This is a genomic window from Rossellomorea vietnamensis (genome assembly GCF_008180415.1).
In the GTDB taxonomy this organism is placed as follows: domain Bacteria; phylum Bacillota; class Bacilli; order Bacillales; family Bacillaceae_B; genus Rossellomorea; species Rossellomorea vietnamensis_C.
In genome coordinates, this window is the sequence record NZ_VTEI01000023.1 from 17,646 (window position 1) to 39,471 (window position 21,826).

General features: G+C 43.8%; 17 protein-coding genes and 1 pseudogene. 15 read left to right on the plus strand and 3 right to left on the minus strand.

All coding sequences use genetic code 11. From position 1 onward, the window contains the following. Window positions 1–11: 11 nt before the first annotated feature. The 6 genes and pseudogenes from FZC78_RS22295 (at window position 12) to FZC78_RS22320 (ending at window position 5,988) form a co-directional block, all read left to right on the plus strand. The gene (locus FZC78_RS22295) at window positions 12–1,625 is read left to right on the plus strand and encodes an ABC transporter substrate-binding protein (protein WP_148942274.1); all 1,614 of its coding nucleotides are present in this window, start codon (window positions 12–14) and stop codon (window positions 1,623–1,625) included. 185 nt (window positions 1,626–1,810) lie between these two features. Continuing rightward, window positions 1,811–2,815 carry an ABC transporter permease gene (locus tag FZC78_RS22300; RefSeq protein WP_148942290.1) on the plus strand — a complete coding sequence of 335 codons (1,005 nt, stop codon included), beginning with the start codon at window positions 1,811–1,813 and terminating at the stop codon, window positions 2,813–2,815. 15 nt (window positions 2,816–2,830) lie between these two features. Beyond that, a complete protein-coding gene (nikC, locus tag FZC78_RS22305; RefSeq protein WP_148942275.1) occupies window positions 2,831–3,727 on the plus strand; it encodes a nickel transporter permease in 897 nt (298 codons plus the stop codon). Between the two features lie 468 nt (window positions 3,728–4,195). Then, on the plus strand, window positions 4,196–4,618 hold the full coding sequence (fosM, locus tag FZC78_RS22310; protein WP_148942276.1) for a FosM family fosfomycin resistance protein: 423 nt from the start codon (window positions 4,196–4,198) through the stop codon (window positions 4,616–4,618). Between the two features lie 34 nt (window positions 4,619–4,652). Next, entirely contained in the window at window positions 4,653–5,030 is a 378-nt protein-coding gene (locus FZC78_RS22315) for a hypothetical protein (RefSeq protein WP_148942277.1), read from the plus strand. A 40-nt stretch (window positions 5,031–5,070) separates the two neighbouring features. Then, window positions 5,071–5,988, plus strand: a pseudogene (locus FZC78_RS22320) (Nif3-like dinuclear metal center hexameric protein). 380 nt (window positions 5,989–6,368) lie between these two features. Here the strand turns inward: FZC78_RS22320 and FZC78_RS22325 are convergent. The 3 genes from FZC78_RS22325 to FZC78_RS22335 all read right to left on the minus strand — a co-directional run bounded on the left by FZC78_RS22325 (window position 6,369) and on the right by FZC78_RS22335 (window position 13,956). Beyond that, a complete protein-coding gene (locus FZC78_RS22325) occupies window positions 6,369–7,454 on the minus strand; it encodes an aromatic acid exporter family protein (protein ID WP_148942278.1) in 1,086 nt (361 codons plus the stop codon). A gap of 517 nt (window positions 7,455–7,971) precedes the next feature. After that, on the minus strand, window positions 7,972–12,483 hold the full coding sequence (locus FZC78_RS22330) for a glutamate synthase-related protein (RefSeq protein WP_148942279.1): 4,512 nt from the start codon (window positions 12,481–12,483) through the stop codon (window positions 7,972–7,974). A 177-nt stretch (window positions 12,484–12,660) separates the two neighbouring features. Beyond that, on the minus strand, window positions 12,661–13,956 hold the full coding sequence (locus FZC78_RS22335) for a glutamate-1-semialdehyde 2,1-aminomutase (RefSeq protein ID WP_148942280.1): 1,296 nt from the start codon (window positions 13,954–13,956) through the stop codon (window positions 12,661–12,663). A 178-nt stretch (window positions 13,957–14,134) separates the two neighbouring features. Here FZC78_RS22335 and FZC78_RS22340 point away from each other — a divergent pair, with 178 nt between their 5' ends. From FZC78_RS22340 to perR, 9 genes are all read left to right on the plus strand, one after another. Next, window positions 14,135–15,175 (plus strand): ABC transporter ATP-binding protein, encoded by a 1,041-nt coding sequence (locus FZC78_RS22340; RefSeq protein ID WP_148942281.1) that lies wholly within the window; start codon window positions 14,135–14,137, stop codon window positions 15,173–15,175. A gap of 12 nt (window positions 15,176–15,187) precedes the next feature. Next, window positions 15,188–15,979: an ABC transporter permease gene (locus FZC78_RS22345; protein ID WP_148942282.1), complete on the plus strand. Its 792-nt coding sequence runs from the start codon at window positions 15,188–15,190 to the stop codon at window positions 15,977–15,979. A 3-nt stretch (window positions 15,980–15,982) separates the two neighbouring features. Further along, on the plus strand, window positions 15,983–16,768 hold the full coding sequence (locus FZC78_RS22350) for an ABC transporter permease (RefSeq protein WP_148942283.1): 786 nt from the start codon (window positions 15,983–15,985) through the stop codon (window positions 16,766–16,768). 243 nt (window positions 16,769–17,011) lie between these two features. Beyond that, window positions 17,012–17,326, plus strand: a complete 315-nt coding sequence (locus tag FZC78_RS22355) for an ion channel (protein WP_252183711.1) — start codon at window positions 17,012–17,014, stop codon at window positions 17,324–17,326. 55 nt (window positions 17,327–17,381) lie between these two features. Beyond that, window positions 17,382–17,852 (plus strand): thioredoxin-dependent thiol peroxidase, encoded by a 471-nt coding sequence (bcp, locus tag FZC78_RS22360; RefSeq protein ID WP_148942285.1) that lies wholly within the window; start codon window positions 17,382–17,384, stop codon window positions 17,850–17,852. A gap of 706 nt (window positions 17,853–18,558) precedes the next feature. Continuing rightward, window positions 18,559–19,005 carry a hypothetical protein gene (locus FZC78_RS22365; protein WP_148942286.1) on the plus strand — a complete coding sequence of 149 codons (447 nt, stop codon included), beginning with the start codon at window positions 18,559–18,561 and terminating at the stop codon, window positions 19,003–19,005. Window positions 19,006–19,291: 286 nt separating this feature from the next. Then, window positions 19,292–20,242: a D-2-hydroxyacid dehydrogenase gene (locus tag FZC78_RS22370; protein WP_148942287.1), complete on the plus strand. Its 951-nt coding sequence runs from the start codon at window positions 19,292–19,294 to the stop codon at window positions 20,240–20,242. Window positions 20,243–20,245: 3 nt separating this feature from the next. Then, the gene (locus FZC78_RS22375; protein ID WP_148942288.1) at window positions 20,246–20,800 is read left to right on the plus strand and encodes a cob(I)yrinic acid a,c-diamide adenosyltransferase; all 555 of its coding nucleotides are present in this window, start codon (window positions 20,246–20,248) and stop codon (window positions 20,798–20,800) included. 93 nt (window positions 20,801–20,893) lie between these two features. After that, window positions 20,894–21,331 (plus strand): peroxide-responsive transcriptional repressor PerR, encoded by a 438-nt coding sequence (perR, locus tag FZC78_RS22380; RefSeq protein ID WP_187445061.1) that lies wholly within the window; start codon window positions 20,894–20,896, stop codon window positions 21,329–21,331. Window positions 21,332–21,826: the final 495 nt, after the last annotated feature.

Sequence of the window (21,826 nt, forward strand, 5' to 3'; positions counted from 1 at the left end):
TATAAAAAATAATGGAGGGGATTTATTTGAAAAGAAAGAGCTGGGCAGTACTATTAGTGCTACTTATGGCGGTTTCCACTGCGCTGTATGGCTGCGGGGGTGACGAGGGGTCAGAAGGTGACGACTCTGCTTCAAACACATTGATTTTTGGACGCGGCGGTGACTCGGTTGGATTGGATCCAATCACTGTTACCGACGGGGAATCTTTTAAAGTTACTAAGAATATTTTTGAAACTCTTGTTGAATTCGGAGAACAGGATACAGAGATCCAAGCCGGTCTTGCGAAAGAATGGGACGTGGCTGAAGATGGCTTGACATACACATTCACGCTTCAGGAAGGAGTCAAATTCCAGGATGGAACAGACTTCAATGCCGATGCGGTGGTGTTCAACTTCGAACGCTGGATGAATGGAACAGCTGATGAATTTCCATATTACGGCTCTATGTTTGGAGGATTTAAAGGGGACGAAGGCCATGTAATCCAAGAAGTTAACGCTGTCGATGAGAGTACAGTTGAATTCAAACTGAAACGTCCTCAAGCTCCTTTCCTGAAAAACCTTGCGATGAGCATGTTCTCAATTGCGAGCCCGACAGCCGTTGAAGAACTTGGTGACAAATTTGCCAAGCAGCCTACAGATGCTGGTACCGGTCCATTTAAATTTGTTGAATGGAAAGAAAATGACAGAATCGTTCTTGAGAAAAATGAAGATTACTGGCAAGAAGATCTGCCAAAGCTTGATCAAATCATCTTCAAGTCCATTCCTGAAAACTCTGCCCGTTTGAACGCATTGATTTCTGGAGAAATTGACTTGGCAGACGGGATCAATCCTAGTGATGCTGAAAAAATCACATCAGATGAAAACCTGCAATTGTATGAGCGTCCGTCCTTGAACGTAGGATATCTTGGATTGACAAACACAAGAGAACCATTTAATGACCCTAAGGTACGTCAGGCGCTGAATCATGCGGTGAACAAACAAGCCATCATCGATGCGTTCTTCGAAGGTAAAGCAGATGCTGCTAAGAATCCGATGCCGCCAGTTATCAATGGTTACAACGAAGATATTGAAGGGTATGAATTCGACCTTGATAAAGCGAAGGAGTTACTTGCAGAAGCAGGATATCCTGATGGTTTCGAAATGGAGCTTTGGGCTATGCCTGTTCCTCGTCCATACATGCCGGACGGCCAAAAAGTCGCTGAAGCAATCCAGGCAGACTTTGCCAAGATTGGTGTAAAAGCTGAAATCGTATCTTTTGAGTGGGCGACATACCTTGATAAAGCAAGTAAAGGTGAAGCAGATGCCTTCCTTCTTGGCTGGACAGGGGATAACGGAGATGCTGATAACTTCCTTTATACTCTCCTTGATAAAGACAATATCGGAAGCAATAACTACGCTTACTACAGCAATGATGAGCTTCATGATTTATTGATTGAAGCACAGACAGAAGTGGATGAAGATAAACGTGCTGAGCTGTATAAGCAGGCACAGGAAATTATCCATGAAGATGCTCCGTGGGTTCCGCTTGCACATTCAACGCCGCTGCTGGCAGGAAGTGCGAAAGTGAAGAACTTCCTTCCGCATCCGACTGGATCTGACTTGTTGTCTGGTGTAAGTATCGAATAGAACAAAACAAAAGGGGGGATTTCATTAGATTTCTCCCTTTTGTACATAATGAATGGCTTTGCTGAATAATAGGCTGCCTTCTACGTATAAGAATCCATTCAGAGGCGTGGCATTGCAGTGAGCTTGATGCCAGGCATTACGCAAGAAGAGTTTACGAAAAGTGCCTAATTAAAAGAGGTGACATGATGTTTCAATATACAATCAGGAGACTGCTTCAGCTCATTCCTGTACTGCTCGGAATGACATTTATCGTTTTTATGATTATAAGGGCCATTCCGGGTGATCCGGCACAAACAATCCTTGGACAGCAGGCAACCAAAGAGGCCGTCGCAGCATTGAGAGGCCAGCTTGGATTGGACAACCCTTGGTACATTCAATACTTTCAATATTTAGCCGGTCTTTTTCAAGGAGACCTTGGAGAATCCATCAGAACGAAGTCCACTGTTTCCAGTGAAATCTGGCCGTATCTCGCAGCTACCTTTGAATTAGCTGTTGTAGCAATATTTATTGCTGTAGTAATAGGGGTGAACGCAGGAATCATCAGTGCCTGGTTCCAGAACTCCTGGTTTGATTATACGGCTATGATCCTTGCTTTAGTTGGCGTTTCCATCCCGATCTTCTGGCTTGGTCTGATGGGTCAATGGATATTCGGCATTCAGCTTGACATGCTGCCGACGACCGGCCGGGAGAATATACGAAACCCGGTAGATGCGATAACCAATTTATATTTGCTGGATACCCTTATACAGGGCGACTTTCAAAAATTCGGAGAGGTCATCCGGCATTTGATTCTGCCAGGATTGGCGCTTGCCACTATTCCAATGGCTATCATTGCGAGGATGACACGATCCAGTATGCTGGAAGTCATGAAGTCCGATTACATCAGGACAGCAAGAGCAAAAGGCTTAAAGATGTTCCTGGTGGTGTATAAGCATTCCTTAAAAAATGCAGTCATCCCAGTATTGACTGTCATCGGTTTGCAAATGGGCCTTCTCCTTGGAGGAGCAATCCTGACAGAAACAATCTTCGGCTGGCCGGGAATCGGAAGATATATTTATGACGCCATCGGCTATCGTGATTACCCGGTTATCCAATCAGGAATCCTGGTTGTGGCCGCTATATTTGTAACAATCAATCTCATTGTCGATCTTCTGTACGCAGCAGTCGATCCACGAATCAAATACAATTAGAGAGAGGTGTCCGATATGGCAGAACTGGCACCTAACACAGGTGAAATAAAACATAAAGAGGCTGAAGAGACAATCTCTCCATGGAAAGAAGCCTGGAAAAGCTTCCGGAAGAATAAAACAGCCCTTGTCGGGTCCTTAATTGTCCTGTTCTTCGTGATCCTCGCCGTGACTGGTCCTCTGATCGCACCGCAGGGAATCAATGAGCAGGATATGGCCAAAAGGCTGCAGGCTCCTTCTGCAGAACATTGGCTTGGGACGGATGATTTTGGCCGTGATATCCTTTCAAGAATCATCCATGGTGCAAGGATTTCACTCACAGTAGGATTCTTCGCTGTTGTCGGTTCAGCAGTGGCAGGCAGCATATTGGGTATAGTAGCCGGCTACTATGGAAGATGGGTGGATACCATCATATCGAGGATATTTGATATCCTGCTGGCTTTCCCGAGTATCCTTCTTGCTATAGCCGTAGTCGCTGCATTAGGGCCATCACTAAGGAATGCCCTCATTGCCATTGCGATCATCAATATACCGAACTTTGGCCGGTTGATCCGCTCTCGGGTGCTGAGTGTAAAACAGGAGGAATACGTAATGGCTGCCAAAGCTATTGGGATGAGTGACAAAAGGATCCTTTTCAGCCATGTCCTTCCCAACAGTATGGCGCCGATAATCGTTCAAGGAACCCTGGCAATTGCAACAGCCATCCTGGAAGCCGCAGCTCTTGGCTTCCTCGGCCTAGGCGCACAGCCGCCGGATCCCGAGTGGGGGAAAATGCTGTCAGATGCAAGAAGGTACATGCTTGACGCTCCTTGGACCATGATCTTCCCAGGGCTCGCCATCATGTTGACAGTATTAGGTTTTAACTTGATGGGTGACGGCCTGCGGGACGCGCTGGATCCTAAGATGAAGAACTAAAAGGGTGCCGTAGTATTTGAGCAGCAGTATAACTAAGAGAGACCAAATCTTTAAGGTTTGGTCTTTTTTTATTGCTGGATTTGAGGTTGAGTAGATGGGTGATTGGCTGAGGTGGCTCCCTAGGTGCCCTTTTTGTAAGGAATGCCGTTGTTCAGGTCGTCAAGAGCCTGTCTCGGTGCTCTCTGCAAAAGGAATCCCATTGTTTAGGTCATCAAGAGTCCGTCTAGGTGCCCTTTCTGTAAGGACCCCCGCAGTTTAGGCCTCCAAGCCCCCGCCTAGGTGCCCTTTCTTAAGTGAATATCATAATTTTGGTCATCAAGCCACCTGCTCAACGATCAAAACCATCATAAAACAGTTACCCAATTAAAAGAACTTATATCCCTAAATGAAAAGGGTGAGTTTATCCAGCAGGATAACCAGTATTATTTGTTGAATTTCACATTATAGGCTCAAATAAGAGGTGATAGGATGGCCATAAAAGGACTTAATCATTTGTTGTTTTCAGTGTCTAATTTAGAGTGTTCTATCAAATTTTATAAAAATGTTTTTGATGCAAAGTTGTTGGTGAAGGGGAGAAGCACGGCCTACTTTGATTTAAATGGAATCTGGCTTGCCCTGAATGAGGAAAGGGGCATTCCTCGGAAAGAGATCAGCCAATCATACACTCACACAGCCTTTTCAATAGAAGAATCAGAGTATGAGAGGATGTACTTAAAATTAAAGGAATTGAACGTAAACATCTTGCCAGGACGCCCGAGAGACGAAAGGGATAAAAAGTCTATTTACTTTACCGATCCCGATGGGCATAAGTTTGAATTTCATACAGGGACTTTACAAGACAGGCTAAACTTCTATAAAAAGGACAAAACCCATATGGAGTTTTACGATTAGTTAGATAAATCACTGATTTGTGGAGAGGTGAATATTGAAGAAATTAGTGAGAGCAGTGTTATTGATTTTCTTTTTGTTTTTTGGCTTTATTACCTTAAGGTTTGGGAGTGCCTTGACTCAAGAAGGCAATCCTGCTCCTTACTTAGCTGCCATTGGCCAACATCAGTTATCCAATAATGGGTATGAAGAAGTGTTAAGAACATCAACTAGAATAAGATACATTTCTAAGTTTGAGGATAAGTACCCCTTGGGGATGGCGAGAGAATACATGGAAACGTTGGGCTGGGAGTTTAAAGAGCAGATCGGCTCAGGCCTTATGTTTGAAAAAGGTGGAGAAACCATTACGATTGAAACCAGACAATATTCAAAGCATTATTATATATGGGATATCCCTAAAGAGATACTGAATTAAAAGCAGCGGGACTTCTTTATTAATCTAAGGAGTGTAGTATATGGAAAATTTAAAGGATATAGAAGATCGTTTGGATGAAGAGTTTCAAATCAGAAGCTTTGGGAAGGACCCTGCTTTTAGCAGGTTCATCCCGCAGGTTTATGAGGACAGGGTGAAATGGAGAGAGAAGTTCGAACCCGAATTCAGCGAGTTATTCAATGGGTTAATGATAAAAGGGGACCAGGAAGTTAATAACGTTTTTTTAGCCGTTTTTCCAACGAAAGAAGTTTTAGAAAAGTTCATTGAAGATGGAGAAGCTGGTGACCTGTTGTTTATGCATCATCCATTATTGATGGAGTGCGGAAATCCGAAGGGTGACTAGGGAAGAGGTTTTGTACCTATCGAAGAGAAGAGCTTAATGGACGACATTAGAAGTAAAGGACTTTCTATTTATACATGTCACGCTCCAATGGATTATCATAAAACGTTAGGAACCAGCCAAGCGATTGCAGAGGCATTGAAAGTGGAAATAACGGAACGGTTTATACATAGTCCTGAACATGGGGACATTGGAATAATAGGTGATGTTGAACCAACACAATTAGAAGACTTCATAGAGCAGCTTAAAAGTAATTTTAATATACCCTATGTGGATTTTGAGGGGAAGAGGAGCGATGTAAAGAAAGTAGCAATTGTCGCTGGCTGTGGAGATAAAACAAAATGGATGAGGATAGCGGAAGACAAAGGAGTGGATACATACATTTCAGGAGAAATTCACTGCCATATTGACAATGATTACGGTAGAAAAAGATTTGAGGAAGTTAAGAACTACGCAAATCAAACAGAAATGTCATTAATCGGTGTTTCTCATTCAGCTTCTGAGTATCTAGTAAAGAAAACATTGATATATTCTTGGTTCCAGAAGCACTTCGAATTTGATAATATTTATCTTTTACCGCAAAAAAAATGGTGGTTGTAATATAAAAAGGCTTTAAAGGCTTTTTTCGCATATTTTGTTGCTTTCGGCAAAATCCAATAGCCGGATTTTTCTCCGGATACTAAGAGTTTTATCTCTAATCGAGGAAAAGCAGCTCTTTTCTTTTTGCTGTTACCTATTTTACCCTCTAATATGGTTATTTTTCTGAATTAGTATTAAATAGCAAACAAAGTTTACAAAAAAAGCCTTTCCAAAAGATTGTTGCTTCTGAATACTATTTTATCTCCTCCCATTTTTACGTAGAAGGAGTGGAAATCCATTTGATTTAAAATAGCCCCAACATTTGCGAAAACAGCGTATAAAAAAGAGAGCATGGATTTTTAAAAACCCCAAGCTCTCTTTTTAATTTGCCCAAACTGCTATCAATACTCCTCAGTCTCCCTGACAGTCACTTCATTCTCTTCTTTATGATAAGATTGGAAGCTTGTGATCAGTGTATCAAGGTGTTCCAGCTGTTCATCATACTCAAAGATAGCCGAGAAGATATGCAGGATGTGGAATGTATTAATGTCACTTTCGTTATACGACTTGTTGATTTCGTCCATAAACAGGTTCATCATTTCCCGTCTGTTTAAGCAGACGGCATTGGTGTGCTCATTATCTTGGATTGTGTGCATTTTCCCGATAAAACGGAGCAGCTGCTGTTCATGGTAAGTCAGCAGGCAGTCAAGCTGTTCTGTTATCGAAGCTCTCAGCTTCTCTGGGAGGTGATTGAGTTCATTTTCATAACGGTTCAGGCGTTTAAGGATCTCAAAACTTCTTCTTGCAGCTGAGATCATTTGCCTGTAAATGACGAGCTTCCGGCTTTTCGCTATATCACTTGTTTTAAAGTAGTTTCTTTCTTCCTTATAAAGAAGATACAGCTGTTCACTTTTTGTCAATCGTTCTCTAATTTTTTCAAAGTCTTTTTTCAAAAGGTGGAAGTCGGATGAATGCCTGTTGCTCAGGCGGATCCATTTTAAAATCTCTTCTGTGATATCCTCAATCTTATGGTAGAGCTTTGTTTCATACTTTGGTGGAATAAAAATCAAGTTGACCACAAAAGAAGCGAATACCCCTGTCATAATAGTTGAAAATCGAATAAGCGAGAATTGTATGAAATCATCCTGTGGTGCTTCCATGATGGCGATAAGGGTAACAAGTGCAAGTCCGATTGTGTTCTCAAGTTTCAGTTTTAAGATGATTAAGATTGCAATAATGGCAGCCAGTCCTACAACGAGGATATTGTGGCCAAATAAGAGCACAAGCAGGACGGCAAGAGCAGCGCCGATCAAGTTCGCTTGTATTTGTTCAATAATGGTGAGGTATGACCGGTAAATGGTCGGCTGAATAGCAAACACCGCCGCAATCCCAGCAAAGACAGGGTTTGGGAAGTTGAGCATATCTGCCACCAGCAAAGCGAGTACAATTGCAATCCCGGTTTTGAAAATACGGGCACCTAGCTTCATTTTTTATATCCTTTCCAGTGTGCTTATTTTGGTGAGTAACATTGCAGCAACCTTTTATAAATAGATGACTATATAGTAGATTTAACACAATGAGAGAATGCTAAACAGTTTTTCTTGATAGTGGAGCAATAAACACTTTTTGTATTTAGGTATTCTTTTCATAGTGCTTGCCGTCGGGAAGGAAACACTCTTTGCGGCGTTATGGTTGCTTACTCTTTTAATAACATAGACCCTATTGTACTGATAAGGATGAAAAAAGGGAATAGGAATTTGTGTATTTTTCATAGACAGGGAATAAGTAAAAAGGCTGTGCAGGGGAGTGAACCATCCAGCATCAGCCTTTTTTTATATTCTTATATCCAGTAGAGGGTCTTTCGTTAAGCACCGGCGAGGGATATGATCTTGGGATTCTTCTGATTTGTTGTACCTCGCTCCGCCGGCGAGGTACATGATCCAAGGATATTTCTGTTTTGATGTACCTCGCTCCGGTATCAAAACACCGATAGCCAAACGATTCTTACTCTGTCGATACGGATGGATCTGCTTGTTCTTTAGAAGGGATGACTTGAAGGAAATGTTCTCCTGGTGATGCCAGGAGTTTTCTTAAGCCTTCCGCTTCCTGGGGCTGCTCGGTCTCCAGTGTTTTAATGTACTTAGAAAGAAGTTCAGTGACATCTTCGACTCCTTGCTCATTCAACGACTGAAGCTGAACTTTGGCCCCTTTGGCAATACGTCTTGTAATAGCTTCTTGTGTCAGCCCCATCTCAGGCTGGTGGCGGAGATAGACGACTCCGCCTGTCATTCCTGCACAGATCCATGGTCCCGGATCTCCAAGCACGAGACCGCGTCCATTTGTCATGTACTCAAAGGCGAATCCTTTAATGTTGGCATTTGCCCCCAGGTTTCCGTGTTCTTGAGCCGGTATCGGTTTTGTTACCTGGCCGCCGATGACCATGTCTGCTCCTGACAGCCTGATCCCTGCGCGGGCATCTGCATTGCCTTGCACCATCAATAAACCTTCCTGAGCTCCATAGCCAAAACCTTTTCCGGCAGAGCCATTGAAGAATAGATCATTTTTGGTTCTGCCTTTCGTAACGACAATGCTTCCCCCGTAGCTTGATTTACCAAGTCCATCCTGTGCTCCTCCGCTGACAGTGATGTTGATGCCGTCAACATTATAAGCACCAAGACCGTTTCCTGGGATAGAGCAATCTTTGTAAGAAAGCTGGACAGGCTGTAATTCAGAATTGGCGTTTTTCAGCTTGGAACGTACACGGTGTCCGGAAGCTCGGCTGCCCAGTACACGCTGATTTGAAATAACCCCCGAGAATTCTCTTGAAAGGTGCAGTTCTTCCACACTGCTGTCAAGGTATTCACCTGAGACAGCCTGAAGCAATCTTGGCTGTTCAAGAGAAGCGGCTGCTTCTTTATGAAGCTGTCCGATTTCAAGCGGCTGAAGAAGTGTGGACAGGTTCATGGATTCATTCCCTCTGACCTGCTCCAAAAGGTCAGATCTTCCGACTGCATCCTGAAGATTCTGGACACCGATGGATGCGGCAAGGGATTTCAGTTCTTCTCCAAATGCAGTGAACAGGTTGGTAAGTCCGGAGACAGCCAAATCCAGCTGTCTAGGAACGAAGCGGCGTAAACCATGATCTTTCGCTTGTGCTTCCGATTCGATCTGTGTCGCAATGCCGACATGGCAAGTATCAAGATGACAGCCGCGGCATGTTGTACAGCCAATGGCAATCATTGACAGAGTGCCGAAGCCGATTCTGTTGGCTCCAAGAAGCATCACTTTCATTACATCCTGCATGCTTTTGATTCCGCCGTCAGCCCAGATTTCGACAGTGTCTCTCAAACCGGCTTCAAGAAGAGCATTGTGGGCCGCTTTCACCCCGATTTCTACCGGAAGCCCGACGTGCTGCAGTGCATGAATTCTTGCTGCACCGGTTCCGCCGTCAAAACCGCTCAATGTAACGATATCCGCCCCGGCTTTGGCAATTCCGACCGCGATGGTCCCGATATTCGGAACCACAGGTACTTTTACAGCCACTTTAGCCTGGTCATTGGCCGTTTTCAGTTCATGGATCATTTGAGCAAGATCTTCTATCGAATAAATATCATGGTTGTTGGAAGGCGAGATTAAATCAGAGCCGATAGTTGCATTACGGGCCTGGGCGATCTTCGCCGTGACTTTGGAACCTGGAAGGTGTCCGCCTTCGCCCGGTTTGGCTCCTTGGCCAATCTTGATTTCGAGCAGATTGGAAGAGTTCAGAAGCTCGGCGTTGACACCGAAGCGGCCGGAAGCAATTTGCTGTCCGCGTGAATTTGGATATTTGCCAATCATATCCTTGATCTCTCCGCCTTCTCCATTCAAGCTCACCATATTGAGGCGGTCCGCCGCTTCTGCATAAGCTCTGAACGCAATTTCGTTCTGGGAGCCGAATGACATGGAGGCAATGGCAAAAGGAAGACTGTGACTGCCTACACTTATATCTACTTTTTCAGGATCGATTGGGTTATTGGACTTTTTAAGAGAGGTCAAATGTCTGATTGTTACAGGTTTTGTCTCTTCCTGCTCAGTGATTTTTTCTCTGTAATCAGTATAATCACCCGTTCTCGCTACATCTCCAATCGCCTTCCAGATACGCGGAAACAAATGAAAGCTCTTGGAAATTCTCTGTTTTTCATCAAAGTAATCTGCTGCTCTTTGGATTGAATCCTTTTTCATTTCCTCGAAATTGAATGCAAGGCCTTCAGCACCGAAGAAGTTGACGATATCCAGTGTCCTGGCGACTTCTTCACTTAAGCCTATGGAAGAGAAGAGTCTTCCGTAACCTCTAAGTTCATGAATGCCGATAGTGGAAATGACTTTTTCCAATCCTTTTTGCAATGAAGTATATAAGTTCAGCACAGGCTCATTGGACTCTTCCTCCATTACAGTCAGGAACATATAGTAAGGGCTGATCGCGTCCGCTCCGAAGCCGTATGCAACTATAACGTCATGAAGGGAACGGATTGCTGCCGAACGAAGAAGCAGTGAACAGTCTCTCCTTAAAGAGTCGTCAGTCAGGCGCTGGTCGACCGCTGCTAAAGCAAGGTGGGGATCGAGCCACAGCTTGCCATCATGGTGTGAATCTCCATCATCCAATACGAGCAGGGTTTTGCCGGAAGATACTGCCTCGGCAGCTTCATCTGCCAATCTTTCTAATGCTGCGGGAATCGTCTCTTCCTCAGAAAAGGTAATCGAGATGAAATGACATAAATTGTCTGATTGGAATAGATGCACTAATCCATCATAGCTTGGCTGCTGTAAAATTTCTGCAGCCTGCCAGCCGGCTTTGCCTTCAATGACAAGGGGAGTCAGCAATTCAACGGCAAGGAATTCTTCTGTCCTGCTGTTGTAGTGTGGTCGTTTCCCGATAATCGTCCTTGTGGAAAAATGCTCTGTTTCACGGTCTCTGTCGATGGCCGGATTGGTAACGACAGCAACGCTTTCCTTTATGAAGTCCGTCACGTTTTTTCGGTTAGGATTGATGGCTGCAAGGGGGGAGTCATGTCCGAGCGACCGGATCGGCTCCGCGCCTTTTTCTGCCATCTGCTCCAGCAGCTGAACCTGTTCACGTTCCCAGCCGAATGCATTATACTGCCCATTTTCAATGCTGTTGGGATAACTCATCATGATATTTTTTGGAAGATTAAGTGTTTCAAGCCTGCTCTTGTATCCCTTAAAAGCAATGCGGGTTTCAAAGCGGCTGTGGATTTCATTTTGGAAATCGCTATATTCATATTTTTTAATCGTATCATTATCCCAGGCAAAACCTATTTTCTCACCTGGAGAGAGTGGTTTTGGATCTGCAGTGAATTCCGAAGAATTGATGATGCCCGGCTCAGAGGCGAAAACATAGGCGCTTTCCACTTCCAGCATCCAGAGCGGGCGCAGTCCCAATGAATCCACACTAAAGACAGCTTCTTCTCCGAATCTTGACACAATGCCGGCAGGACCTTGAGCAAAATGTCCCCACGTTTCTCTTAAATAAGCGTAGAGGTCCTGAAGATGATCGGGGTATTGCATGATTTCATTAATAATTGGAGGAAACACTAACTCCATGGCTTCAAAAAGGGAGTAGCCGTCTCTTCCAATAAGGGTTTCGATCGTTCTATTAAGGTCCTGCGAATCACTGCCGTTTTCCACAAGAGGTACATCAATTTTTTTCGCTTCAGCCCTAAGTTTGCTGATGGTATTGATTTCACCGTTGTGGCCGATGACGCTGAACGGCTGTACCCTGAAAAAGTTAGAGAGAGTGTTAGTTGAATAGCGGTTGTGCCCAAGAGTCATAGTGGAAGCGATTTTCGGGTGTGTCAGATCCTTATAGTATTCCCGGAGTGAAGCACCGGCTCCCATAACTTTGTAGACAACATGATCAGGGCTTAAGGATGCCGCATGGACAGCGCTGTTTTCTTCAATGGAATTCTGCAGATCAAATAAGCTTTGATAGATTTCAGCTCTTTCCAGTTCTTCCGGTGCTAGAAGTGCCGTTTGAAGAAAATGCGGGTTTTCTTGTGCTGCAATGGGCCCTAGTGTTTCTGGTCTGGTTGAATCGAGAGTGGTTAATACAACCTGTAATCCTTGTTTTTCAAGTTTGGCGACAATTTCCTGTTTTCCTTGGTTTACTGGAATTCCTTTAATGAAAAAGTGGCCGATAATGAATCGGGGTGATAGTGCTAAAGAGGGATCGATAGAAGCGGCTTCGAGTTTTTCGGACCAGACGGCTCTTGGAATATCTATATGTATGCCAGCTCCGTCTCCTTCGCCGTTTATGAAACCTGCCCGGTGATCCATCGTAACCAAAGCATCGATGCAGCGTTCAATATTTTCCCTGGCGGGTAATTTGTTTTTTTCAATGGAAGCAACAATTCCGCAAGCGTCATGAGCACCGTGATGAAAGTCTCTAAAGAGCTCCGGGCTCCAATTTTGTCGTAGTTCGTTCAATAAAAGCACCTCCGTAAAAAATGCAGAATACATACAAAATATTCTGAATACTAGTTCAATGATATCACAAGAATTTTCAGAATTCAATTTTTTATTCAAAATGATGGATGGTTAAAGAGAGTGCTGAAAAGAAAAAGCACCCTGTAAACGCTTTCATTAAAAGATATAGAAAAAACAAGGAGGAAGCCCCCCTTGTATAAATGTGAATGTTTATGCGTTTTGTAATTGCTGAAATGCATAGTCGACAGCTTCGATTGTTTCTGCGATATCCTTCTCAGTATGGGCAGTTGTGATGAACCAAGCTTCATATTTTGATGGTGCAAGGTTGATGCCCTGGCGAAGCATGAGGTTAAAGAATTTGGAGAACATTTCTCCGTCTGTTGCCTCAGCCTGATCGTAATTTTCCACCTTTTCGGTTGTGAAGTATAAGGTAAGAGCGCCTTTTAAACGGTTGATTGAAATCGGTGTCTCATATTTTTGGGCTGCTTTTAGAATGCCTTCTTCTAAAATGGCGCCCAAGCGGTCGAGCTCCTCATATACCCCTTCCTCTTTCAGCACTTCGAGGCAGGCGATTCCTGAAAGGATGGAAGCAGGATTTCCTGCCATCGTTCCTGCCTGATAAGCCGGCCCAAGAGGTGCGACCTTCTCCATAATTTCGGCTTTCCCGCCATAGGCCCCGATTGGAAGGCCGCCGCCGATGATTTTGCCCATTGCGGTTAAGTCAGGTTTGACGCCAAGCATATCCTGAGCTCCGCCATACATGAAGCGGAATGCTGTAATTACCTCATCATAAATGACAAGGGCGCCTGCGTCATGGGAAATGTCATTGACCTGCTGAAGGAATCCCTCTTTTGGTTCAACAATTCCGAAGTTGCCGACAATCGGCTCAACAAGGACTCCGGCGATTTGATCGCCCCATTTTTCCATAGCTTCCCTAAATGGCTCAATGTCATTGAATGGAACGGTGATAACCTCATTGGCGATGCTTTTCGGTACCCCTGCAGAGTCTGGTGTCCCTAAAGTTGCCGGTCCTGAACCTGCTGCCACAAGGACAAGGTCTGAATGGCCATGGTAGCAGCCAGCGAATTTGATGATTTTGTCTCTGCCGGTGTAAGCCCTGGCGACCCTGATGGTCGTCATGACAGCTTCTGTTCCAGAGTTGACGAATCTAACTTTATCCAGGTTCGGCATAGCTTCTCTCAGCATTTCGGCAAACTTCACTTCGAAAGGTGTAGGTGTTCCGTATAAAATACCGTTCTCAGCAGCTTTTGTTATGGCTTCTGTTATATGCGGATGGGCATGGCCGGTGATGATAGGCCCGTATGCAGCAAGATAATCGATGTACTTATTGCCATCCACATCCCAGAAGTAAGCTCCGTTTGCACGCTCCATGGCAACAGGAGAACCGCCGCCGACTGCTTTGTATGAACGTGAAGGGCTGTTTACTCCGCCCACGATGCTTTTCAATGCTTTTTTATGTAAACGTTCAGAATTACTGAAATTCATGAAATTCCTCCTTCTTTTTTCTGAATCTCTCACTCATTTTAGTATGATGTCCTCCATTGCGCAAATGAATGGAATCTTAATGGTGTAAGGAAGATAGTGGAGACTAAGCATCTCCTGCTCTGAATCCATGAGGACTGTGTTACACTATTTCATGGTTTGTATGGAAGGAGGAGCAGATATGAATGCAATAGAAGTCCATAATCTTCGGAAAGATTTTAAAGCCTACTCCAGCCGTTCTGGTTTAAAGGGTGCTTTTCGTGATTTATTTACCCGCAATTATAAAGTCGTTTCGGCGGTTAATGATATAAGTTTTACAGTGAAACAAGGAGAGATGGTCGGTTATATCGGTGAAAATGGTGCCGGTAAATCGACCAGTATCAAAATGCTGACTGGTATCTTGACCCCGACGTCAGGTACGGTGACGGTCAATGGCATGAACCCTCATAAGGAGAGGGAAAAGTTTGTCAGCAGTATTGGTGTTGTGTTCGGCCAGCGCTCCCAGCTGTGGTGGGATATCGCAGTCCAGGAGTCTTTTCAGCTTTTGAAAAAGGTTTACAAGGTTCCAGATCAACAATACAAAGAACACATGGATCATGTCATCGAAACACTGGAAATAGCCCCTCTGCTAGACAAGCCTGTCAGAAAGCTTTCCTTGGGGCAGCGAATGAGATGTGAACTTGCTGCAGCTCTTGTGCACAATCCGAAGCTGTTATTTCTCGATGAGCCGACAATCGGGTTAGACGTGCTTGTGAAATTGAAGATCAGGCAGTTCCTGAAGGAGATCAATGAGAAATATAACACGACCATTCTGCTTACGACACATGACCTTACTGATATTGAGGCACTTTGTGAACGGGTAGTCATGCTGGATGAAGGACAGATCATCTATGACGGAGCTCTTCAGAATCTGAAAACAGAATGGGGAGAACAGAAAGAAATTGTATTCCAATTCATTGACCAGCCCGCAATAGAAGGATTGAATACACTTACTGCTGAGCTGGGAGCACAATGGCATCTTGATGAAAAAGATATGAGTTTCTCAGCGCTTATCGAAGCAGATGATAATAAAATATCCGAATTAATCGGCCTCGTTGTTTCCGCCTATAAAGTCAGGGACATGAAAATCAAGGAGACGACAACAGAAGAGATCATCCGCAACATTTATGAACAGGGCGTTGTCGATATCAAACCAGCACAACGAGAAACAGTGAAGGCGTAGGGGGGATCGGCAATGTCAAAATATATTGAGATGATCCGCATCCGCTTTTTGATGATGCTTGCTTATCGAACGAATTATTACAGCGGCATCCTGATCTACAGCATCAATATCGGAGCCTATTACTTCCTGTGGCAGGCTATTTATGGAGGGAAAGAGGATATCGAAGGGTTGTCTGTCATTCAAATGACCACCTATATCGCGGTTGCCTGGATGGCAAGGGCCTTTTATTTCAATAACATCGATAGAGAGATAGCAACCGAAATAAAAGAGGGAAAAGTGGCTGTCGAATTGATCAGACCTTACAGCTACCTTGGAATGAAAACCATGCAGGGTCTGGGAGAGGGCATATTCAGGCTGCTGTTTTTCTCCGTTCCCGGTATGGTGATTGTAGCACTTGTATTTCCGATAGAAGTGTCAGCTAATGTTTCCACTTGGCTGATCTTTGCCGTCTCCATCATTTTCAGCTTCATGATTAATACACAAATCAATTTGCTGACTGGAATTACTACTTTTTTCTTATTTAACAATGATGGATTAATTCGTGCTAAACGGGTCGTTATCGATCTGTTTTCAGGACTTCTGCTGCCAATCAGTTTCTTTCCTCTTTGGGCGCAGGAGACAATGAAGTTTCTGCCTTTTCAAAGCATCAGTTATGTTCCGAGCATGATTTTTACTGAAGGCTATAAAGGCTTTGAAGTATATGAGGCTCTAGGTATGCAGGCTGCCTGGGTTCTAGTATTGATGGTGCCGATCTGGGCGCTGTGGCAGATTGCTAAAAAACAAATGACTATTCAAGGAGGGTGAGAAGTGTTTTATCTATCAATGTTCTTCCGGTATATTTCCCAATATATGAAAACAAGATTGCAGTACCGAACAGATCTTGTTGTTGAAATACTTTCTGACCTGCTCTTTCAAGCTGTCAATCTAGTCTTTATCCTGGTTGTTTTCGGCCACACCCAATTCTTAAGCGGCTGGACCCGGGACGAAATCATCTTCATTTATGGGTTCTTCCTTGTCCCGTTCGCCCTGTTTTCAACCTTTTTTAATATCTGGGATTTCAATGAAAGGTATATTGTGAAAGGGGAAATGGACCGGATCCTGACCCGCCCGATTCATAGTCTCTTCCAGGTCATTCTGGAGAGGATGGAGCTTGAGTCGCTGTTCGGCGTCGTGACGGGAATCGTCATCATGGTCTATGCAGGGCAAAACCTTGGCCTCACGATAGAATGGTTGGATCCGATCCTGTTTGTGTTGTTTGTGGCAGGCGGCGCACTGGTGTATGCAGGGATCTTTATATGTCTTGCAAGCATCGGCTTCTGGTCGGATGCGAAAACCTCCATAATGCCGATGATGTACAATATCGGTAATTACGGCAGATACCCGGTTGATATTTATAATAACGTGATCCGGTTTGTCCTGACTTGGATACTTCCTTTTGCATTCGTCGGTGTTTATCCGGCTGCCTATTTTCTCGGCAGGGAAGAGTGGTATGTCTTTTCCTACCTGACTCCGCTGGTCGGCACAGCCTTCTTTGCAATTTCCATCTTTCTTTGGAATGAAGGGGTCAAAAGGTATCGGGGAGCAGGGAACTAAAATGGGCTCCTAACGAACATCTTCTATTTATAGAAGGTGTTTTTTTGTTTGCTCAACATGATTCGGGATGTCTATACGTAAGATGTAAGACAGGCATTTGAAAGCAATATCCAAAAGGGTTGAGGAATGATGGTTTATATATTGGTAACTGCTATAGTGTTTTGTATGGTGATGAGTTTAAGGACCCTTTTTTTTCCGTCAAAATGGAGAGAAAAGCATCTCTCCATTAAGAATTTTCTTTTGTTGGGCATTTCTTATCTTGTGCTGATGCTGGGTTTTGGACTGGTCTACGTCCTTCTGGAAGTGGAAGGAATCGACCTGCTGACAGAGGGAGGAGAAGTAATTCAAGGAGATTTTCTTGATCACTTGTTCACCTGTTTATATTTCAGCGGTGTCACCCTGTTTTCTGTTGGATATGGGGATGTGACGCCTATAGGAGTGGGAAGGGGAATTGCGCTTGTTGAATCATGGCTGGGGTATACAATTCCTGCTGCATTTGTGATAAAAACGTTTTTTGTAGACGAACAGAGAGGAAAGCCTGGAAGGACAAACAGTTGAGCCTTCCATTCATTTTGGGTAAGCTAAATGTATAAATGATAGGAGGAGGATTTAAATGACAGTTGAAACAGGGAAGAAGGCCCCGCAATTTGAACTTGAAGCCAGCAATGGTGAAATGGTAAAGCTCTCTGATTATGAAGGGAAAAATATCGTGCTTTATTTTTATCCCAAGGACATGACGCCGGGATGTACCACGGAGGCATGTGATTTCAGGGACCAGCATGAGCAATTCGAGGATCTTGATGCTGTGATCCTGGGCGTAAGTCCTGACCCGAAGAATAAACATGAGAAGTTTGTTGAGAAACATGGACTGCCTTTCCTTTTGCTGGTGGATGAAAATCATGAAGCGGCGGAAAATTATGGGGTCTGGAAGCTGAAGAAAAACTTCGGAAAAGAATACATGGGCATTGAACGGTCAACCTTCATCATTGATAAAGAAGGCAATATCGCCAAAGAATGGAGAAAAGTGAAAGTGAAGGGCCATGTAGAAGAAGCGCTGAATTATATAAAAGAAAACCTTCAATAAGGCCTATTTTTTAAAAGAGGAGGCTTTTGTCCATTCACTTCCCTTCATATTACATAGATTAAAGTAGGGCATACCTCCTCAAATAAGTCTCGGATCTTTGACGGCTGCATAACGCGGCCGTTCTTTTTTATGGTTCTTTTCGTAACGCTCTTTTCGAAAAGATTGTGGCTGTTGAAAAGTAATGGATTTCCTCTCCAGGCGCGCGACTCCGCGGGGGGGACGTTGAGCCTCGGCTTCGCCTCCGGGGTCTCATCTGTCCCGCTAGTCCCGCAGAAGGTCGCACGCCTTCCGCTCCAATCCCCTTAAATAAAAGGGGAGGAAGAAAAAGTGTTAAATAGCAACAGTCTTAAAGAAAAGAGATTTTTTGTCAAAGTCTTTTCGTTTAGAGTGTTGCTTCCGGATATCACAGATCCCAAGAGATTTCTCTCTAATCCAGTAAAATGGTTTTTAAAAAGATATAAAGTTTACGAATCACCCATGACTTAGTAGTCACCACCAAAAATGAAACAAAGTCTAAAGTTTTAGTTCCTGTATAAAAAGAGCCTTTCGTAAAACTCCCTCCGTTTTGAGAAAATCCTCCATATCCAGGGGGAAATCCGGCTTTTGGGATTTTTTCCAAAGCAGCAATCTATGCAAAAACAATCTTATTCGTTCACTAAACACCCAGTTCTGCATACACTATCGCAAAAACAGGAGGTGCATTCAGGTGAAAGTGAATACAGCCGGAAGTTCCAATCATGCCCCTGAATCAGCTGAAATAACAAGCATTTTAAAAAACGAGAACGAGCTTTTGCAAAAACAAAACCTGAAGTTGATGGTGGAACTAGAGGAGTTAAGGGCTCAAAATCAGATATTGCAGGAGCAGCTGGAGGCTATGGAGGAAACGGTGGATTCTCCGGTCTCTTTAAACGAACTCGTCAGTGTTTTTCAAGACTTCCTGCCTTTTGATGCCAAATCATTCGGAGAAGGGAATACCGCAATTTTGGAATCGAATTTCGCGCAGCGGATATTTGCTATTGAAGATGTAGAAAGTGAGCATATCGGTGACCTCCTGGAGGGTATCCTGGAATTGGATAAAGCAATAAATGTAGTAGAAGGGGAAGCACCCATACTACAGCTCGAGATAATAGAGGATGACGAAGAGAAGGCTTAGATGAAAATAGTAAGCTATTAAGGATCAAGTAACGGATTTACTTGTAAAGCTTAACGAAGTACACTTCAGAACAAACCAGTTAAACAGCATTACACTCAAAAAGGCTTAGAGAGGCGATGATCTCTAAGCCTTTTTCAATGAAAATCTGTTTAGAACAAATTTAGCGTAAATGGAAGTCGAATTGCCATCCCATCCACAGACACCCCTTTTCTAAACCATTTAATAGGAATAAGAAGAATGAAATGATAAAATAATGATACAAAGTGCTGGAAATAGAGGTGCCATAATGAAAGTATTATACACATTCCATCCACCTGAGAAATTTAAAAAAGAAATAGAAACAGAGTATCCCGGGTGCAGGTTTGAGTATTTTGAATCAATGCAAAAAGCTTCAGATTTTTTGCCTGAAGCGGAAGTAATTGTCACTTTCGGGGAAGACATGACTGACGAACATATCAAGAAGGCTGGGAAGCTGCGCTGGATTATGGTCATGTCAGCCGGCTTGGAGTTAATGCCCTTAAAGCTGATTAAAGAAAAAGGGATTTTAGTGACCAACGTGAAGGGCATTCATGCTATTCCGATGGCTGAGTTTGCCTTGGGCTCAATGCTTCAACATGCCAAGCAATTTCCCAGGATCAGGAAAGATATCAGTCAGGGCCTTTGGGAGAGGGAAGCTCCAAGTTCTGAATTATTCGGAAAAACCTTGCTCATCCTGGGGGCTGGTGCGATCGGAAGCGAAATCGCAAGACTGGGTAAAGCTTTCAGAATGAAGGTTTTGGGTATAAATACTAGTGGAAGCAAGAAAACCTACTTTGATGAAATGCATCCTCTTAAAGAAGTGAAGAGCATTCTCGGAACAGCTGATTATGTGATAGCTGTCCTTCCAAGCACAATGGAGACAAGGCATTTGCTGAAAAAAGAGCATTTTCAATGTATGAAGAAGTCCTCTGTATTCATAAATATAGGAAGAGGGGACTTGTTTGAAAGTTCAACTCTTATTGATGCGCTGCAGAATAACGAACTTGCTCACGCTTATCTGGATGTCTTTGAAAGGGAGCCGCTGGAAAGTGATCATCCCTTTTGGAGGATGGATAAAGTGACCATCACCCCGCATCTGTCCAGCAGGACCGAATATTACCTTCCACGTTCTTTTGATATATTTAAAAAGAACATGACAGCCTATATGAATAATGAAAATAACTATATCAACAAAATTCAGGTGGAAAGAGGGTACTGAGTTATGAAAATTTATACTAAAACTGGTGATAAAGGGACGACCTCACTTGTATACGGGCAGCGTGTTTCCAAATCAGACCGCAGAGTGGAAGCCTACGGGACCTGTGATGAAGCGAATTCTTTAATTGGCCTTGGGTTAAGCTATATTAAGAATGAGTACTTTGAAGAACGGGGGGAGTTTGAAGCGGTCTTCCATAAGATTCAAACGACCTTGTTCCATGTAGGTGCAGAGCTCGCGACACCTTCTGGGAAAGAAGTGAAATGGAAGGTGACGGAAGAGGATGTAAAGGACCTGGAATCGACGATCGATAAGTGGGACTCCGCCTTGACTCCGTTATCCAACTTCATTCTTCCCGGTGGCCATCCTGCAGGCGCGGCATTACATACTGCAAGAACGGTTGTCCGCAGGGCGGAGAGAGAGTCGGTCAGTATTGATGAAGAAGTCAATCCGCTTGTCTTATCGTATTTAAACCGTCTTTCGGATTTCCTTTTTGTTGCAGCAAGATATATCAACAATCAACTTGGTGAAAAGGAAAAAAATCTTCACCAGGGGAATTAATGAGGAGTTTTATTGACAAAACCTTACCATCGTTAGTACACTAATTATAAACATTATAAAATAATAATCTTTATGGAATAGAGGTGCATGGCGATGTCAGAGGTCCAATTGAAAGAAGCGATCGACACGCTGAAGGAAACTGGAGTCCGTATTACTCCCCAACGTCATGCGATTTTGGAATACTTGATACATTCTATGGCGCACCCAACTGCTGATGATATTTATAAAGCATTAGAAGGTAAGTTCCCGAATATGAGTGTAGCGACAGTCTATAACAACCTGAGGGTCTTCAGGGAAGTGGGCTTAGTAAAAGAGTTGACTTATGGAGACGCATCCAGCCGCTTTGATTATGTGACAACCGATCATTATCATGTAATTTGCGACGAGTGCGGAAAAATTGTCGACTTTCACTACCCGGGACTGGATGAAGTGGAACATCTCGCTTCACATGTTACTGGTTTCAAAGTTCGCAATCATAGGATGGAGATATACGGAACCTGCGAAAACTGCAGTACGAATAAAGAGCATTAAAAAAGGAATCGCCGAATTTTCGGCGATTCCTTTTTGTTGTGCGCCTGGCATGGGTGCAATCTATAGGGTGTAAGTCCCGAACTGTGAAGGCAGAAGTAGCAGTTAGCTTAACGCAAGGGTGTCCATGGTGACGTGGAATCTGAAGGAAGCGAGCGGCAAACCTCCGGTCTGAGGAACACGAACTTCATAAGAGGCTAGTATTGTTGGACGAGTTTTCAACACAAAACAAAGTCCTTTCTGCCGAAAGCAATACAAAGTAAATGAAGCAGATAGGTGGAGGGAAAGATTGTACTTTTACCCAGGGAGGTCTGACTGATAAGCCGAGCACACTCGGTAACCTATTTAATGATAAATAGCTGAACAGTCAGAAGTCAGCAGAAGTCATAGTACCAATGGTATCTAGAGCCATTGGGAAGGACTGAATCAATTAAGGAGAATCAGCACTTGGCGTACGTGTTGCTTGATGAAGCAGAAACATTATCCTTCCTAATGGAG

What these genes read in the sequence shown, in the direction of transcription:
- FZC78_RS22295 (WP_148942274.1), top strand. Translation starts at nt 12, where the DNA reads ATGGAGGGGATTTATTTGAAAAGAAAGAGCTGGGCAGTACTATTAGTG.
- FZC78_RS22300 (WP_148942290.1), top strand. Translation starts at nt 1,811, where the DNA reads ATGTTTCAATATACAATCAGGAGACTGCTTCAGCTCATTCCTGTACTG.
- nikC (WP_148942275.1), top strand. Translation starts at nt 2,831, where the DNA reads ATGGCAGAACTGGCACCTAACACAGGTGAAATAAAACATAAAGAGGCT.
- fosM (WP_148942276.1), top strand. Translation starts at nt 4,196, where the DNA reads ATGGCCATAAAAGGACTTAATCATTTGTTGTTTTCAGTGTCTAATTTA.
- FZC78_RS22325 (WP_148942278.1), bottom strand. Translation starts at nt 7,454, where the DNA reads ATGAAGCTAGGTGCCCGTATTTTCAAAACCGGGATTGCAATTGTACTC.
- FZC78_RS22330 (WP_148942279.1), bottom strand. Translation starts at nt 12,483, where the DNA reads ATGTATTCTGCATTTTTTACGGAGGTGCTTTTATTGAACGAACTACGA.
- FZC78_RS22335 (WP_148942280.1), bottom strand. Translation starts at nt 13,956, where the DNA reads ATGAATTTCAGTAATTCTGAACGTTTACATAAAAAAGCATTGAAAAGC.
- FZC78_RS22340 (WP_148942281.1), top strand. Translation starts at nt 14,135, where the DNA reads ATGAATGCAATAGAAGTCCATAATCTTCGGAAAGATTTTAAAGCCTAC.
- FZC78_RS22345 (WP_148942282.1), top strand. Translation starts at nt 15,188, where the DNA reads ATGTCAAAATATATTGAGATGATCCGCATCCGCTTTTTGATGATGCTT.
- bcp (WP_148942285.1), top strand. Translation starts at nt 17,382, where the DNA reads ATGACAGTTGAAACAGGGAAGAAGGCCCCGCAATTTGAACTTGAAGCC.
- FZC78_RS22370 (WP_148942287.1), top strand. Translation starts at nt 19,292, where the DNA reads ATGAAAGTATTATACACATTCCATCCACCTGAGAAATTTAAAAAAGAA.
- FZC78_RS22375 (WP_148942288.1), top strand. Translation starts at nt 20,246, where the DNA reads ATGAAAATTTATACTAAAACTGGTGATAAAGGGACGACCTCACTTGTA.
- perR (WP_187445061.1), top strand. Translation starts at nt 20,894, where the DNA reads ATGTCAGAGGTCCAATTGAAAGAAGCGATCGACACGCTGAAGGAAACT.